The sequence below is a fragment of the Achromobacter sp. UBA2119 genome, assembly GCF_002331005.1.
In the GTDB taxonomy this organism is placed as follows: Bacteria; Pseudomonadota; Gammaproteobacteria; order Burkholderiales; family Burkholderiaceae_B; genus Achromobacter; species Achromobacter animicus.
This window is the reverse complement of the sequence record NZ_DCYD01000019.1, coordinates 424354-439044: the sequence shown is the minus strand read 5'-3', so window position 1 is coordinate 439044 and position 14691 is coordinate 424354. Positions and strand designations below refer to the sequence as shown.

General features: G+C 62.0%; 17 protein-coding genes. 14 read left to right on the top strand and 3 right to left on the bottom strand.

Annotated elements, in window-relative coordinates; all coding sequences use genetic code 11:
* The first annotated feature begins 109 nt into the window (after positions 1-109).
* A complete protein-coding gene (locus tag B3098_RS25515; RefSeq protein ID WP_175183816.1) occupies positions 110-508 on the top strand; it encodes a RidA family protein in 399 nt (132 codons plus the stop codon).
* A gap of 27 nt (positions 509-535) precedes the next feature.
* On the opposite strand, the gene B3098_RS25510 is transcribed toward B3098_RS25515, so the two are convergent.
* Positions 536-1450 carry a LysR family transcriptional regulator gene (locus tag B3098_RS25510; RefSeq protein WP_286899847.1) on the bottom strand — a complete coding sequence of 305 codons (915 nt, stop codon included), beginning with the start codon at positions 1448-1450 and terminating at the stop codon, positions 536-538.
* A gap of 121 nt (positions 1451-1571) precedes the next feature.
* Between B3098_RS25510 and B3098_RS25505 the strand changes: the two genes are divergently transcribed.
* The 3 genes from B3098_RS25505 (at position 1572) to B3098_RS25495 (ending at position 3542) form a co-directional block, all read left to right on the top strand.
* A complete protein-coding gene (locus B3098_RS25505) occupies positions 1572-2729 on the top strand; it encodes a DSD1 family PLP-dependent enzyme (RefSeq protein WP_286899846.1) in 1158 nt (385 codons plus the stop codon).
* 25 nt (positions 2730-2754) lie between these two features.
* The gene (locus B3098_RS25500) at positions 2755-3141 is read left to right on the top strand and encodes a RidA family protein (protein ID WP_286899845.1); all 387 of its coding nucleotides are present in this window, start codon (positions 2755-2757) and stop codon (positions 3139-3141) included.
* Positions 3142-3236: 95 nt separating this feature from the next.
* Entirely contained in the window at positions 3237-3542 is a 306-nt protein-coding gene (locus B3098_RS25495) for a hypothetical protein (protein ID WP_279972183.1), read from the top strand.
* Between the two features lie 25 nt (positions 3543-3567).
* Here the strand turns inward: B3098_RS25495 and B3098_RS25490 are convergent, their stop codons facing one another.
* A complete protein-coding gene (locus B3098_RS25490; RefSeq protein ID WP_175123415.1) occupies positions 3568-3867 on the bottom strand; it encodes a DUF2513 domain-containing protein in 300 nt (99 codons plus the stop codon).
* Between the two features lie 123 nt (positions 3868-3990).
* On the opposite strand from B3098_RS25490, the gene B3098_RS25485 reads away from it, so the two are divergent.
* The 5 genes from B3098_RS25485 (at position 3991) to B3098_RS25465 (ending at position 6605) form a co-directional block, all read left to right on the top strand.
* The gene (locus tag B3098_RS25485; RefSeq protein ID WP_175123414.1) at positions 3991-4389 is read left to right on the top strand and encodes a hypothetical protein; all 399 of its coding nucleotides are present in this window, start codon (positions 3991-3993) and stop codon (positions 4387-4389) included.
* A gap of 93 nt (positions 4390-4482) precedes the next feature.
* Positions 4483-4803: a hypothetical protein gene (locus B3098_RS25480; RefSeq protein WP_175123413.1), complete on the top strand. Its 321-nt coding sequence runs from the start codon at positions 4483-4485 to the stop codon at positions 4801-4803.
* Positions 4804-5174: 371 nt separating this feature from the next.
* Positions 5175-5378: a cold-shock protein gene (locus B3098_RS25475; RefSeq protein WP_006220190.1), complete on the top strand. Its 204-nt coding sequence runs from the start codon at positions 5175-5177 to the stop codon at positions 5376-5378.
* A gap of 135 nt (positions 5379-5513) precedes the next feature.
* A complete protein-coding gene (locus B3098_RS25470) occupies positions 5514-6077 on the top strand; it encodes a DUF924 family protein (protein WP_175138353.1) in 564 nt (187 codons plus the stop codon).
* A gap of 321 nt (positions 6078-6398) precedes the next feature.
* On the top strand, positions 6399-6605 hold the full coding sequence (locus B3098_RS25465; protein ID WP_042794090.1) for a cold-shock protein: 207 nt from the start codon (positions 6399-6401) through the stop codon (positions 6603-6605).
* 96 nt (positions 6606-6701) lie between these two features.
* Here the strand turns inward: B3098_RS25465 and B3098_RS25460 are convergent, their stop codons facing one another.
* Complete coding sequence (locus B3098_RS25460) at positions 6702-7247, bottom strand: TIGR00645 family protein (RefSeq protein WP_286899822.1); 546 nt, start codon at positions 7245-7247, stop codon at positions 6702-6704.
* A 256-nt stretch (positions 7248-7503) separates the two neighbouring features.
* Here B3098_RS25460 and B3098_RS25455 point away from each other — a divergent pair, with 256 nt between their 5' ends.
* The 5 genes from B3098_RS25455 (at position 7504) to lon (ending at position 14502) form a co-directional block, all read left to right on the top strand.
* A complete protein-coding gene (locus tag B3098_RS25455) occupies positions 7504-8259 on the top strand; it encodes a M48 family metalloprotease (RefSeq protein ID WP_286899821.1) in 756 nt (251 codons plus the stop codon).
* Positions 8260-8423: 164 nt separating this feature from the next.
* Positions 8424-9734 carry a trigger factor gene (gene tig / locus B3098_RS25450; protein ID WP_175123409.1) on the top strand — a complete coding sequence of 437 codons (1311 nt, stop codon included), beginning with the start codon at positions 8424-8426 and terminating at the stop codon, positions 9732-9734.
* A 4-nt stretch (positions 9735-9738) separates the two neighbouring features.
* A complete protein-coding gene (gene clpP / locus B3098_RS25445; protein WP_175123408.1) occupies positions 9739-10392 on the top strand; it encodes an ATP-dependent Clp endopeptidase proteolytic subunit ClpP in 654 nt (217 codons plus the stop codon).
* A 102-nt stretch (positions 10393-10494) separates the two neighbouring features.
* Positions 10495-11793, top strand: a complete 1299-nt coding sequence (clpX, locus tag B3098_RS25440) for an ATP-dependent Clp protease ATP-binding subunit ClpX (RefSeq protein WP_056562435.1) — start codon at positions 10495-10497, stop codon at positions 11791-11793.
* Between the two features lie 258 nt (positions 11794-12051).
* A complete protein-coding gene (gene lon / locus B3098_RS25435; RefSeq protein ID WP_175123407.1) occupies positions 12052-14502 on the top strand; it encodes an endopeptidase La in 2451 nt (816 codons plus the stop codon).
* Positions 14503-14691: the final 189 nt, after the last annotated feature.

The following is a 14691-nucleotide window of genomic DNA, read 5'->3' as shown; positions in this document are numbered from 1 at the left end:
CGCGCCTCCATACCGCGTTTGGTCGATTCAGCGCAGCGCCCGTGTCCTGACGTATGACCGGTTGATAGAATGGCCGGCCGCCCAGCGCCGTCTTGCCCAGGAGATCCGCATGTCCCGAATCGTCGTCAATCCCGATACGGTATTTAATTCTGTGCAGTATGGATTCAGCCAGGCGGTTATCGTGACCGGGCAGCGCCGTATGCTGCTGTCCGGCCAGGTCGGCGTGGACGCCAATGAGAAGACGGTCGGTCCGGGGCTTCAGGTGCAAACCGAGGCCGCGCTGGACAACATCGAGCGCGTGCTGGCGGCGGCCGGCGGCAACCTGTCGCAGGTCATCATGCTGCGCATCTACATCTGCGATTCGGTGAGCACCGAACAGGAAGTCGTGGCGCAGGCGTTGCGGGACCGCTTCAAGGTCGATCCGCCGCCTTCTTCCTGGATCATCGTCAGCGGGCTGTCTTTACCGGAATGGTTGATCGAGATCGAAGCGGAAGCGATGCTCGACTGAGCAGCGGGTTGCGGCTTTCCATTCCTGCTAGGCTGACGCCTCGCGCCATGGCGGCTGGGCAAAAGCTGCGCGCAGGGACGCCAGAAATCCCGCCGTGCGCGCGGACAACTCCTGCCGGGACTTCACCAACGCCACGACATTCGCGTCGGGCAGATTCCAGCCCGCCAGCAACGGCACGAGTTCACCCGTGCGCAGGTGCGCGGTCACGTCCCATTCCGACCGCGCAATGATGCCCTGTCCGGCCCGCGCCCAATCCAACGCCGTCGCGCCGGCATTGCACGACATGACGGGCGCGATGCGCACGGCGACCCCCGCGCCGCGGGCTCGCCTGAACCGCCACAGCGTCACGTCCTCGTCGTTTTCGCGCAAGGCGATGCAGTCGTGGTTGCGCAGGTCCTCCGGCGTGGTCGGCGAGCCACGGCGCGCCAGGTAGTCGGGCGATGCGCACAGGATGCGCCGGTTGGGCGCCAGCGGGTAGGCGACCAGCGTGGAGTCGCGCAATTCTCCGATATGAACCATCACGTCCCAGTTATCCGACGCCAGCCGGGGAGGGCCGTCCGACAATGTCAGACTGGCCGTGACGTCTTCGCTGCGCGACCGGAAATCCGCGACCAATTCGGCGATGTAACGTTGGCCGAACCCCAACGGTGCAACCACCCGCAGGTGTCCCGCTACGACGCCGCGGCGTCCTGCCAGTTCGTCGGCCAGCAAGGTCAGGTCATTGCAGATCTGCCCGGCCCGCATGGCCAATAGACGGCCTTCTTCGGTCAGCGCGATGCCTCGGGCCGACCGATTGACCAGCCGTACGCCCAGCCGCTTTTCCAGCGCGTTAAGGCGCTGGGTGATCGCTGGTGGTGTGACGTCCAGCGCGCGCGCTGCTTGCGCAAGCGAGCCGGCGGTCGAAAGGCTCAGGAAAAAGCGCAGGTCGTCAGTGGCAATCATTCAGTTACGGCTTAATGGGATATTAAGTTGGCATTAAACAAGGTAAGCGCCTTCCGCGCCATACTGCGTGCTGATTCCTGCAGGCCCGTCCTGCCTGCCGCTCACTCGCAAAGAGATTGCCATGACCCTGGAAACCGTCGCATCCACGCTGGATGCCCTGGAAACGCCCTGTCTGCTGCTCGATGAAACGCGCATGATGCGCAATATCGCGCGGCTGAACGCCCTGATGGCCGGCCACGGCGTCGGGCTGCGTCCCCATCTGAAAACGCCCAAGTCCATCGAGGTCGCCCGCCGGCTGATGGCGACGCCGCAAGGGCCAGCCGCCGTCTCGACCTTGCAGGAGGCCGAACAGTTCGCCGCCGCTGGCGTCACGGATCTGCTGTATGCGGTGGGCGTGTCGCCGTCGAAGCTCGACCGCGTGCTGGCCTTGCGACAGCGCGGCGTCGACCTGACCGTTGTCGTCGACAGCATCGAGGCCGCGCGCGCGGTGTCGGCGCGTGCCAAGGCTGCCGGCGATCCCATCCCGGCGCTCATCGAGATCGATTGCGACGGCCACCGTGCCGGCGTGCAGCCCAAGGACACGGACCAACTGCTGGCAATCGCGCGTGTGTTGCACGAAGACGGGGCGTGCCTGCGCGGCGTCATGACGCACGCGGGCGAATCCTATGGCTGCCGCAGCGTCGAGGCGATTGCGGACATGGCCGAACAGGAGCGCTGGGCCGCCGTGAGCTGCGCAGAGGCGATCCGCGGCGCGGGCCTGCCGTGCCCGGTTGTCAGCGTCGGCTCCACGCCCACCGCGCACTTTGCGCGCAATCTGGATGGCGTGACGGAAGTCCGTGCCGGCGTGTACGTCTTCTTCGACTTGGTCATGGCCGGGTTGGGCGTGTGCAGCGTGGACGACATCGCTGCGACGGTGCTGACCACCGTCATCGGCCATCAGCCCGAGAAGGGCTGGATTCTGGTCGACGCGGGATGGATGGCCATGTCGCGGGATCGTGGCACCGCCAAGCAGCCGGTGGATCAGTTGTACGGACTGGTGTGCGATGTGGACGGCAAGGTCTATCCGGACGTGCTGCTGGCCGAAACCAACCAGGAGCAGGGGATCATCAAGGTGCGCCCTGGCAGCAACGCGGTCCTGCCGGACCTGCCCATCGGCGCCAAACTGCGCATTGTCCCGAATCACGCCTGCGCGACGTGCGCGCAGCACGACGCCTACGAGGTCGTGCGCCCCGGCGAGCCGGGCGTGGTGGCACGCTGGGAACGCTTCCGTGGCTGGTGAGCCACGCATCAAAAAGGATTTCGGCATGGACTTCATTCAAACGCCCGATGCCACGCCGCCGGCCGGGCATTATTCCCAGGCGGTTCGCGCCAACGGCTTCGTCTTCGTATCGGGGCAGCTGGGCTTTTTGCCGCCGGCCGGACCCGGCGTGCGCCCCGTGCTGGCGGCGGACGCGGCCGGCCAGACCAGGGAAGCGCTGCGCAGCGTGCGGACCATTCTTGACGCCGCAGGCTCGTCGTTATCGTCCGTGGTCAACGTCACCGTTTACATCCCGGACGTCAGTCTTTGGGATGAGGTCAACGCGGTGTACGAAGCGTGCTTTGGCAGCCACCGCCCCGCGCGCGCCATCGTGCCCACGCGCGAACTCCATTACGGCGCGCTGGTGGAAATCAGTGTCGTGGCGGTGGGCTGACCGAATTCTGCGGGGCAAGGACAGACGCGAGAGGCCGGCACACAGGCGGCGCCTATAATGCGAGCGCCTCAATGCCCTTGGCGGAGACCGTCCACATGCACTACGAGTATCTGTTCTGGTCCATGGCTGCCATGGTGGCCGCCGCACTTGCCGGCGGCGCCTTGTGCGGCCGCCTGCAGTCCGTCAAGCAACTGGTGATCGGCTTGCTGGGGTGGGCGGCGGCAATCTTCGCGGTGGTGCTGCTGCTGGCGCGCCAGGGCGGGTTCGATGAACTGGCGGCGATGCTGTCCATCGCCGCCTTCATGTTCAGTCTGGTGATCGGCGCCGCAGCGGCGCTGCTGACGCGGCGTATCCGGCTACACCGTCAACAACAGCAAATGCCTCAATCGTTGCGCCAATGACGCGCAGAGCGGCCGGCCGGGCCTATCATTCCTCCGGGTCGAAGTCCTCATCCTCTTCGTCGTCCTCATCCTGCTCGAGGGCGTCGTAACCCTTCCAGGTAATCCGCCAGCGCGTCGCACCGGCGTTCGCCGAAGTCTCGCTGACCTGCTTGACCAGGCCAGCGTCTTCCAGCAGGTCCAGGTGATGCGCGATGACCTGCAGGCCTTGCTCTTCGGGATGCGGCGCCAGCGCGGCGTTCTTGATGTCGTGCGTGCTGAGGTTGGGGCCGGGGGCGTCGCGCAGGGCGCCCAGAATCGTGACGACCAAGTCGAAATCGCGTTGCATGTTGTTCACCATGTAGGGGTAAAAGAACACGCCGACGATAGCAGACTTCGGCTGCAGCAATAGGACTGTGCGCGCGCCTGCGTTACAGTCCGGGGTTCTTGCTAAACCACATTCGAAAACACCATGAAAAAACCCGCAGAACGGGATTGCCTGGCGGTCGTCCCCGGCTACACGGGCCAGTCCGCCAAGCTGTTCCTCTCGCGCGGCGAGGATGAGCGCATCGACGGCGTGACCGTCTACGACCTGCTCGGCCACGTCAAGCAGCAGGGCGACGCCGAGGCCGCCGCCGCCTGGGTGGGCGAATGGCTCGCCAAAGAGGCCGACAACCGCAAGGCCCGCCGCACGCAGCTCCAGGCCCAGCTTTTCCTGTGCAAGCTGGCCGGTGACGAGAAGACCGCCTTCCTGGCTGCACAAAAGCCGCTGGCCCGCGTGTTGGCCGAAGCCGGGGTGCGCTGCCGTAGCGTGGCGGCCACGTCCGGGGCCGCCCGCCAGTCTCTGGGCCCCCTGTCCAAGAAACGTTAGCCTAAGGCTGTTATAGTCGCGCCTGGGCGTGCGTGAGCACCTGCATGGTGCAGCGCCCTGGCGGGCTCAGCCCGCAAATCAAGGAAGATGGAAATGGAAATACTCAGTCGGCACGTTGCCGACGTAGCGGGCGGCGTCGAGCTGCACACCACGCTGGATGGCGAAAGCATCAGCGTCTATGTCGTGATGGGCATAGACGATCTCAATGCGATCGCAGACATCGTGCCTCGCGAAAAAGTCGATGCAGGAGCGGACATACACGCCGCCAATGTCGACAATGTTGATAATGCGCAAGAACAGATCGACCAAGTGCTGGAAAATATGAATCCCGGCGACGTGGCGGTTTTCCTTTGCTCGGGTCCCGATGCTTTTGGCGCGGCGCTCGACTTGTTGGGTTTACCTATCGACGAGTAAGCCTGACGGCAAACCATAGTGTCATCCAAACGGCGTATTGCAGGTCGTACGCGCTTTTGATGGCATTTATATAAGCCTTGTTTGTTTTTTTATGATGTATTGGTGTTAACACCAATGCAGGGACTCGTTTACCCTTTAAAAACGTGCGAAATAACTGCGCAGTTTCTCTTTGTTGCATTATTGGCACGTATTTTTTAGGATTATGTTGACTTGTGAGGGGAACATAACGATAGTGTCGGCACACGATCACAAGCGTTGCGATTTTCGATCAGTGCCGTGCCTTTTCCGGCTCAGCGTTATTGTTCTACTGTCCCCTCCTTGATTGATTCGTGACCTCCGGGCATTTGCCCATTATCTCTAGGAAATACAGTATGGAAACCGGCGTCGTTAAGTGGTTCAATTCGGAAAAGGGTTATGGTTTCATCACCCCGGAAGCGGGCGGCAAGGACCTCTTCGCTCACTTCTCCGAAATTCAGGGCTCGGGCTTCAAGTCTCTGGAAGAGAACCAGCGCGTCAGCTTTGTGACGGCCAATGGCCCCAAGGGCCCGCAAGCCACGAAGATTCAAGTCCTGTAAGGAACTGAGTTTTCTCAAGAAGGCCCCTCGCGGGGCCTTTTTTGTTTTCTGCGCGGTATCCTTGACGGCCGATTCTCCTCGCGGCCAACGCTTCGGCGGCGGCAGCGCGTCCAAATCCCCCGAGCCATCGCCGCCATGACCACCACACCGCCAAAGCCGTTCGCCCTGCAACCCGATGATGTAGTCGCATTCTGGCTGGACGCTGGTCCCGCGCAGTGGTTCAGCAAAAGCGCCCAGTTCGATGCGGCCTTTCGGGCGCGCTTCGAAGACGCTCATATGGCGGCCGCTTCCCGCCGGCTCGATGCCTGGCTGGACGAACCCGCCGGCGCGATCGCGTTGATGATCCTGTTGGACCAGTTTCCTCGCAACGCCTACCGCGATACCGGGCATATGTTCGCCACTGACGCGTTGGCGCTGCATTTTGCCGAACGCGCCATCGCGGCGGGCCATGATCTTGCGGTCGACGCCTCGCTGCGCCAGTTTTTCTACATGCCGTTCGAACACGCCGAGAACCTGGCGGCGCAGAATCGGGCCATCGCGTTGATGGAGCCGCTGGGCGCGGAAGCCGTGCGATGGGCCGTCCTGCACCGCGACATCATCAAGCGGTTCGGCCGCTTCCCGCACCGGAACGCGGCATTGGCACGGCAGACGACCCAGGCCGAACGCGAATTCCTGGAATCGGGTGGTTTCGCCGGGTAGGGCGCGCGGCACTCATAGGGACTTCGAGCGGCGCAGTGTCCACCTGTATCGGTACGTGGCAAGTTGAAAATGTTGGGCGTGCCGTGGCGCCCGGCTTGCGCTCTTTAGCGGGTGTAGCGGGCTTTTCCGGGCGTGAATCCAGCCCTTTCGGACATTTGACGTTTTTCCGGGTTCACCAATAAACTGGTTTCAGCGAGATTCTCAAGCGACGCGGTCTGCGTTCTCCTTGGTCGCCGTCAGTGGTGCCGCGGTTGCTATCCTCTCCCATCCTTGAAGATCTGGCGTCCCGCGAGCAATCGCTTTTTAGGTCAAGGACATCCCATGGCAACCGGCATCGTCAAGTGGTTCAACGCCGAAAAGGGTTATGGCTTCATCATGCCCGACGACGGCAGCAAGGATCTTTTCGCTCACTACTCCGAAATCCGTAGCGAAGGCTATAAGTCGCTACAAGAAAACCAGCGGGTCACTTTCGACGTTGGAACCGGCCCCAAGGGTCCCAGCGCCAAGAACATCAAGGTCGCGGCCTGAGCTTCTTGGGTAGTGCTCCGGGTTCTGACCCGGTGTTCTATCCATAAAAAAGCCCCCACGTTTTGCGCGTGGGGGCTTTTTTTGTCCTGGCTTGCCTTAGTGCTTGGCTGAGCTGCCGGTCGACAGCTTGTCGACCAGGGCGATCCCCAGCGCCGACAGGATGAAGATGGCGTGGATGATGGTCTGCCACATCACGCCGGCTTCGATGAAGCGCGCGTTCGGCGTGCCGATGGTGCCGGCTTCGATGAAGGTGCGCAGCAGGTGGATCGACGAGATGCCGATGATGGCCATCGCAAGCTTCACTTTCAGCACGCTGGCATTGACGTGGCTCAGCCACTCCGGCTGGTCCGGATGGTTCTGCAGGCGCAGGCGCGACACGAACGTCTCGTAGCCGCCCACGATGACCATCACCAGCAGGTTGGAGATCATGACCACGTCGATCAGTCCCAGCACGATCAGCATGATTTCCATTTCGCCGAAGCTGGTGGCGTGGGTGACCAAATGCCAGAGTTCCTTGAGGAACAGCATCACGTAGACGCCCTGCGCGACGATGAGGCCCAGGTATAGCGGTAGCTGCAGCCAGCGCGAACTGAAGATGAGGCTGGGAAGCAGGCCTAGGCGGGGAGGGGGATTCGGGATCATGTTGGGTGCGAGCCGTTGGGTTTGCGAAAAAAAGCGCGGCGGCAATTCTATCAACGCCATGGGACAGCGGACATCTCTTTTGACCGGCTTTAAAAGGGCCTCGCGATGCTTAGCATGGCAGCCCTCGAACTGCTCGGCTATTTGGTAAGAGAAAATCGCATTTGCGAAACTCTGTGCCGGAATGCTTCGAAAGCTGTGGGCGTATATAGAATTGCCGCCTCGTTTGCATAGAACAAGTCAATAGGAGTTTGTTCCCATGAAGATCCGCTACACCGTCGCCGCGATGGCCGTTGCGCTCGCCCCTTACTCGGCCGCACATGCGTTGGACATCGGTGGGCTCGTCGGCGCTGGCGCCAAGGTCGTCCAGGCGGCCACGCTGAGCGATGCCGAGATCAAGACCCTGTCGGACAAGGCGTGCGCGCAAAGCGATTCGCAGGAAAAGATCGCCGCGCCGGGCAGCAAGTACGACGCCCGTCTGCAGAAGATCGCCAAGGCGCTGGGCAGCACGGTCAATGGCCAGAAGGCCAGCTACAAGGTCTATGTCACCAAGGACGTCAACGCGTGGGCAATGGCCAACGGCTGCATCCGCGTGTATAGCGGTCTCATGGACATGATGACGGACGACGAAGTGATGGGCGTGGTCGGCCACGAAATCGGTCACGTGGCGCTGGGCCACACCAAGAAGGCGATGCAGACCGCCTACACGGTGTCGGCAGCGCGTGACGCGGCGGGTGCGGCTGGCGGCGCGACGGTGGCTCAGTTGAGCTCCTCGCAACTGGGCGACCTGACCGAGAAGTTCATCAATGCGCAGTTCTCGCAATCGCAGGAAAGTGCGGCGGACGATTATTCGTTCGACCTGCTGCAATCCAAGAAACAGAATACGCGTGGCCTCGTGACCGCGTTCCAGAAGCTGGCCGAGCTGGACGGCGGCAAGAGCGATATGATGAGCTCCCACCCGTCCTCGGCCAAGCGTGCACAGCACATCGAAGACCGCATCGCCAAGGCCAAGTAACCTCTCGGCCAGGCGTCCGTCCTCGCTTTTTGGGCGATAAACGGGGCGCGAGCATCCGGGCAAATCCGGGGCTCGCGCCCCTTTGCGTCAGGGTTCCGGAAGTTTCCGGTAAAATGCCGCGTTTATCCGCCCGTAATCTCATCTCTCGGAAAATAGGTCTTTTAATGCAGCCTGTGGTTGAAACCCTCTCCGGCCTGGAGCGCCGTGTTGATCTGGCCGTCTCGGTGGCCGACGTCGAAAAGGAAGTCCAGGCGCAATTGAAGCGCGTGGCTCGGACCGCCAAGGTCCCCGGCTTCCGTCCGGGCAAGGCGCCGCTCGCCATGCTCGAGCGCAGCCATGGCCCCAGCATCCGCTACGACGTGATCAATAGCCAAGTTGGCCGTGCCTTTGAACAAGCCATCGACGGCGCCAAGTTGCGCGTTGCCGGCGCCCCGAACCTCGAGCCCAAGACGGAAGGCGTTTCCGACGACACGCTGGCGTTCACCGCCACGTTCGAGGTCTACCCCGAAGTCGCCGTGCCGGACTTGTCCGAGCTGGCCGTCACCCGCTACGAAACCGCCGTCACCGACGCAGAAGTCCAGCAGACGCTGGACGTGCTGCGTAAGCAACGCGCCACGTTCGAAGCCCGTGAAGGCCGCGCCAGCGCCGACGGCGACCGCGTCACCCTCGACTTCGCCGGCACCATCGACGGCGTGCCGTTCGAAGGCGGCAAGGCCGAAGACTTCCCGTTCGTGCTCGGCCAAGGCCGCATGCTGCCGGAATTCGAAGAAGCCGCCCGCGGCCTGAAGGCTGGCGAAACCAAGGTTTTCCAGCTCAAGTTCCCGGATGACTACCAAGGCGTCGAAGTCGCCGGCAAGACCGCTGAATTCACCATCACCATCAAGGAAGTGGCTGAAGGCGTCCTGCCCGAACTGAACGGCGAATTCGCCAAGTCGCTCGGCCAAGCCGAAGGCGACGTCGAAAAGCTCAAGGCCGACATCCGCAGCAACATCGAGCGCGAAGTCAAGGTCCGTTCGCAAGGCCGCACCAAGGCCAGCGTCATGGACGCCCTGGTCGAAGCCGGCAAGTTCGACGTGCCGAAGGCCCTGATCGACAACGACGTGCAAGGCCGTATCGCCGCTGCCCGCGAAGAACTGAAGCAGCGCGGCGTGCCCAATGCCGAATCCGTGCCGATCCCGGCCGAGGCTTTCTCGACCGAATCCGAGCGTCGCGTCCGCCTGGGCCTGCTGGTGTCCGAACTGGTCAAGCAAGCTCAGCTGCAAGCCAAGCCGGAACAGGTGCGCGCACGCATCGAAGAATTCGCCCAGAACTACGAACAACCCGCCCAGGTTGTCAGCTATTACCTGGCAGACCGCCAGCGTCGTGCTGAAATCGAGGCTATCGTGCTCGAAGACAACGTCGTCGCGCATGTTCTGGAAAAGGCCAAGGTCACCGACGAAAAGGTGGCTTTCGATCAGTTGATGGGGATGGCGTAACACTATGCAGAGATTCACCGATTTCTATGCGGCAATGAATGGCGGGTCTTCGGTGACCCCCACCGGCCTGGGCTACATTCCCATGGTGATCGAGCAGTCGGGGCGCGGCGAGCGCGCCTACGACATCTATTCGCGTCTGCTCCGCGAACGGCTCATTTTCCTGGTGGGTCCGGTGAACGACGCCACGGCCAACCTGGTCGTGGCTCAGTTGCTGTTCCTGGAATCGGAGAATCCTGACAAGGACATTTCCCTGTACATCAACTCGCCTGGCGGGTCGGTGTACGCGGGAATGGCCATTTTTGACACCATGCAGTTCGTCAAGCCGGACGTGTCCACCCTGTGCACCGGCCTCGCGGCCAGCATGGGCGCGTTCCTGCTGGCGGCTGGCAAGAAGGGCAAGCGTTTCACCCTGCCCAACTCGCGCATCATGATTCACCAGCCCTCGGGCGGCGCCCAGGGGCAGGCTTCCGACATCCAGATCCAGGCTCGAGAAATCCTGGACCTGCGCGAGCGCCTCAACCGCATCCTCTCCAACAACACCGGACAGAGCATGGAGCGCATCGAACTGGACACGGAACGTGACAACTTCATGTCGGCCGAAGATGCGGTATCGTATGGCCTGGTGGACAAGGTCATGGCCTCCCGGTCCGAAGGCTGACTTCCCGGTTGAACCAGACCCGCTGCCATCATGTTTGAGTAAGCGCATGCGCTAGGCCATTTACCCGGCCTGGCGCATCTTTACCTGAGATACGAAAGAAATATGCCTGAAAAAAAGGGATCGGCAGACGCTAAGGTGCTGCATTGCTCGTTTTGCAATAAAAGCCAGCACGAAGTCCGCAAGCTGATCGCGGGTCCGTCGGTGTTCATCTGCGATGAATGCATAGATCTGTGCAACGACATCATCCGCGAAGAGGCGCAGGCCACCGCGCGCGCGGCGATTCGTTCCGAGCTGCCCACTCCGGCTGAAATCAAGACTTTCCTGGACCAGTACGTCATTGGGCAATCGTCGCCCAAGCGCATGCTGGCCGTGGCCGTCTACAACCACTACAAGCGCATTCGCCACGGCGAAATCAAGGGCGACGAAGTCGAGCTCTCCAAGAGCAACATCATGCTGATCGGGCCCACCGGCTCCGGCAAGACGCTCCTGGCCCAGACGCTGGCTCGCATGCTGAACGTGCCCTTCGTCATGGCCGACGCCACCACGCTGACCGAAGCCGGTTATGTGGGTGAAGACGTCGAAAACATCATTCAGAAGTTGCTGCAGAACTGCAACTATGAAGTCGAAAAAGCCCAGCGCGCCATCATCTACATCGACGAGATCGACAAGATTTCGCGCAAGTCCGACAACCCGTCCATCACCCGCGACGTGTCGGGCGAGGGCGTGCAGCAGGCCTTGCTGAAGCTGATCGAAGGCACGGTGGCGTCGGTGCCCCCGCAGGGCGGACGCAAGCACCCCAACCAGGATTTCGTGCAGGTCGACACGACCAACATCCTGTTCATCGTGGGCGGCGCCTTCGACGGACTGGAAAAGGTCATCCGCGACCGCACTGAAAAGTCCGGTATCGGGTTCTCGGCGTCCGTGCGCGCCAAGTCCGAGCGCGGCGTCGGTGAGCTGTTCTCCGAAGTCGAGCCCGAAGACCTCATCAAGTTCGGTCTCATCCCCGAACTGGTCGGCCGTCTGCCCGTGGTCGCCACGCTGGACGAGCTGGACGAAGCCGCGCTGGTCCAGATTCTGACCGAGCCCAAGAACGCCCTGCTCAAGCAATTCCAGAAGCTGTTCGCCATGGAAGGCGCCGAGCTCGACGTGCGCCCCGCCGCACTGAAGGCCATCGCCCGCAAGGCGCTGCGCCGCAAGACGGGTGCTCGCGGTCTGCGTTCCATCATCGAACAGGCGCTGCTCGACACCATGTACGACCTGCCCTCGCAGGGCAACGTCAAGCGTGTGGTGCTCGATGAAAACGCCATCGAAGGCGAGGGCAAGCCCTTGCTGATCTACGCGGATGAAAACGCCGCGCCAGAGAAGCCGGAGCGCGGAGAAGTCCGCGACGCCGCCGCCTGATATTTCAAAAAAGCCCGTTCTCGTAACGGGTTTTTTTGCCTAGGGCGCTTCTCCATCCACGATCACGCTTTTCAGCCGGCCGCCATGGCCGCATACTGAAGACGGTTCCAGGGCCTTTTTGGGGCCTTTTGGTGATCCAGGCGGCCGAGATCTTGAATTTTCGGCTATTGTTCCCATAACAGACGTAATTGACGAGTTTGCTCGGGTATTACCCGGGTGCCCCGTCCCCATACGCCGAGTCATACCGAGGAACCTCATATGTCTGCCAGCCAGACCCTGCCTTCCGACCCGATCGACCTTCCCCTGCTGCCGCTGCGAGACGTCGTAGTGTTCCCGCATATGGTCATCCCGCTGTTCGTCGGCCGTCCGCGCTCCATCCGCGCGCTCGAGGTCGCGATGGAAGCGGGCAAAAGCATCATGCTGGTGGCTCAAAAGTCCGCCGGCAAAGATGACCCCACGCCTGAAGACGTATACGAAATTGGCTGCGTCGCCGGCATCCTGCAAATGCTCAAGCTGCCCGACGGCACCGTTAAGGTGCTGGTTGAAGGCACGCAGCGCGCGCGCATCAACACCATCGAAGACGCCGATTCGCACTTCACCTGCCAGGTGTCGCCTATCGAACCGGACGCCATGCAGGGCTCCGAAACAGAAGCCTTGCGCCGCGCCATCGTTGCGCAGTTCGAGCAGTACGTAAAGCTCAACAAGAAGATCCCCCCGGAGATCCTGACCTCGCTGGCTGGCATTGACGATGCTGGCCGCCTGGCCGACACGATCGCCGCGCATCTTCCCCTGAAGCTCGAGCAGAAGCAAAAGATGCTCGAGATCACCGGCACCTCCGAACGCCTCGAAGGCTTGCTCACGCAACTCGAAACCGAAATCGACATCCTCCAGGTCGAGAAGCGGATTCGTGGCCGCGTGAAGAAGCAGATGGAAAAGAGCCAGCGCGACTACTACCTGAATGAGCAGGTCAAGGCCATTCAGAAGGAGTTGGGCGAAGGCGAAGAGGGCGCGGACATCGAAGAGCTTGAGAAGAAGATCATCGCTGCCCACATGCCCAAAGAGGCGCGCAAGAAAGCCGATGCCGAGCTCAAGAAGCTCAAGCTCATGTCGCCCATGTCGGCCGAAGCCACTGTGGTGCGCAACTATATCGACACGCTCATCAATCTCCCCTGGAGAAAGAAGAGCAAGATCAACAACTCGATCAGCAACGCCGAGACGGTGCTGGACAACGACCACTACGGTCTCGAAAAGGTCAAGGAACGGATCCTCGAATATCTTGCCGTGCAACAGCGCGTGGACAAGGTGAAGGCGCCGATCCTGTGCCTGGTCGGCCCTCCGGGTGTCGGTAAAACCTCGCTTGGTCAGTCGATCGCCAAGGCCACGAACCGCAAGTTCGTGCGTATGGCCCTGGGCGGCGTGCGCGACGAAGCCGAGATCCGCGGTCACCGTCGTACATACATCGGCTCGATGCCCGGCAAGATCGTGCAGAACATGTCGAAGGTCGGCGTGCGCAATCCGCTGTTCCTGCTTGATGAAATCGACAAGCTGGGCATGGATTTCCGCGGCGATCCCTCGTCGGCCCTGCTCGAAGTGCTGGACCCGGAACAGAACCACACGTTCCAGGACCACTACATCGAGGTCGACTTCGATCTCTCCGACGTCATGTTCGTGGCGACCAGCAACACGCTGAACATTCCGCCGGCTCTGCTGGACCGTATGGAAGTGATCCGCCTGTCGGGTTACACCGAGGAAGAAAAGATCCACATCGCCCGCGACCATCTGCTGCCCAAGCTGATGAAGAACAACGGCGTGAAGGATACCGAGCTGACGGTCGACGACAGCGCGCTGCGCGATATCGTGCGTTACTACACCCGCGAAGCCGGTGTCCGTGCGCTCGAACGGGAAGTGGGCAAGATCTGCCGCAAGGTCATCAAGCAATTGCTGACCCAAAGCGATCGCGCCAAGGCCGAGGGCAAGACGCTCGAGGTCAAGGCGGTCAACGTCACGGCCGACAACCTCAGCGATTACCTCGGTGTGCGCCGCTACGCGTTTGGCATGGCCGAAAAGGAAAACCAGATCGGTCAGGTGACCGGCCTGGCGTGGACGGAAGTCGGCGGCGACCTGCTGACGATCGAAGTCGCGGACATGCCCGGTAAGGGCGTCATCCAGCGTACGGGTTCGCTCGGCGATGTGATGAAGGAATCGGTCGAAGCGGCGCGCACCGTCGTGCGTTCGCGGGCTCGCCGGCTGGGCTTTGCCGACAGCGTCTTCGAAAAGCACGACATGCACGTGCACGTGCCGGAAGGTGCGACGCCCAAGGACGGTCCGTCCGCGGGTATCGCGATCACCACGGCCATGGTGTCGGCCCTGTCGCGCATCCCGGTGCGCGCCGACGTCGCCATGACGGGCGAGATCACGCTGCGCGGCGAAGTGCTGCCGATCGGCGGCCTGAAGGAAAAGCTGCTCGCGGCTCACCGCGGCGGTATCAAGACGGTTCTGATTCCGGAAGAAAACGTCAAGGATTTGGCGGAGATCCCGGACAACGTCAAGAACCACCTCGAGATCGTGCCGGTGCGTTGGATCGACAAGGTGCTGGAACTGGCCTTGGAGCGTCTGCCGGAGCCGTTGGCCGAGGAAGAAGCCGTCAAGGAACCCCTGGTTGCCAAGCCGGCTGAACCCGGCTCTACCGACCCGGTCATGAAGCACTGATGGCGTCTTGAACGCCGGGGCGCCCTCGTAAGAGGGCGTCCGAAGCGCAAGGGTGTCTAAAGTCTTACGGACCGCCCCAAAGCAAAAAACCCCGCTCGTGAGCGGGGTTTTCTTTTGGATGTGGCGTACCGGTAGCGAGGTATGGCGTAGGCGGCGTAAGCCGCCTGCAGGGCTTGGCTATGAGCAGGA

What these genes read in the sequence shown, in the direction of transcription:
- B3098_RS25515 (WP_175183816.1), top strand. Translation starts at nt 110, where the DNA reads ATGTCCCGAATCGTCGTCAATCCCGATACGGTATTTAATTCTGTGCAG.
- B3098_RS25495 (WP_279972183.1), top strand. Translation starts at nt 3,237, where the DNA reads ATGCACTACGAGTATCTGTTCTGGTCCATGGCTGCCATGGTGGCCGCC.
- tig (WP_175123409.1), top strand. Translation starts at nt 8,424, where the DNA reads ATGCAGCCTGTGGTTGAAACCCTCTCCGGCCTGGAGCGCCGTGTTGAT.
- clpX (WP_056562435.1), top strand. Translation starts at nt 10,495, where the DNA reads ATGCCTGAAAAAAAGGGATCGGCAGACGCTAAGGTGCTGCATTGCTCG.
- lon (WP_175123407.1), top strand. Translation starts at nt 12,052, where the DNA reads ATGTCTGCCAGCCAGACCCTGCCTTCCGACCCGATCGACCTTCCCCTG.
- B3098_RS25505 (WP_286899846.1), top strand. Translation starts at nt 1,572, where the DNA reads ATGACCCTGGAAACCGTCGCATCCACGCTGGATGCCCTGGAAACGCCC.
- B3098_RS25475 (WP_006220190.1), top strand. Translation starts at nt 5,175, where the DNA reads ATGGAAACCGGCGTCGTTAAGTGGTTCAATTCGGAAAAGGGTTATGGT.
- B3098_RS25465 (WP_042794090.1), top strand. Translation starts at nt 6,399, where the DNA reads ATGGCAACCGGCATCGTCAAGTGGTTCAACGCCGAAAAGGGTTATGGC.
- B3098_RS25500 (WP_286899845.1), top strand. Translation starts at nt 2,755, where the DNA reads ATGGACTTCATTCAAACGCCCGATGCCACGCCGCCGGCCGGGCATTAT.
- B3098_RS25480 (WP_175123413.1), top strand. Translation starts at nt 4,483, where the DNA reads ATGGAAATACTCAGTCGGCACGTTGCCGACGTAGCGGGCGGCGTCGAG.
- clpP (WP_175123408.1), top strand. Translation starts at nt 9,739, where the DNA reads ATGCAGAGATTCACCGATTTCTATGCGGCAATGAATGGCGGGTCTTCG.
- B3098_RS25490 (WP_175123415.1), bottom strand. Translation starts at nt 3,867, where the DNA reads ATGCAACGCGATTTCGACTTGGTCGTCACGATTCTGGGCGCCCTGCGC.
- B3098_RS25455 (WP_286899821.1), top strand. Translation starts at nt 7,504, where the DNA reads ATGAAGATCCGCTACACCGTCGCCGCGATGGCCGTTGCGCTCGCCCCT.
- B3098_RS25460 (WP_286899822.1), bottom strand. Translation starts at nt 7,247, where the DNA reads ATGATCCCGAATCCCCCTCCCCGCCTAGGCCTGCTTCCCAGCCTCATC.
- B3098_RS25510 (WP_286899847.1), bottom strand. Translation starts at nt 1,450, where the DNA reads ATGATTGCCACTGACGACCTGCGCTTTTTCCTGAGCCTTTCGACCGCC.
- B3098_RS25485 (WP_175123414.1), top strand. Translation starts at nt 3,991, where the DNA reads ATGAAAAAACCCGCAGAACGGGATTGCCTGGCGGTCGTCCCCGGCTAC.
- B3098_RS25470 (WP_175138353.1), top strand. Translation starts at nt 5,514, where the DNA reads ATGACCACCACACCGCCAAAGCCGTTCGCCCTGCAACCCGATGATGTA.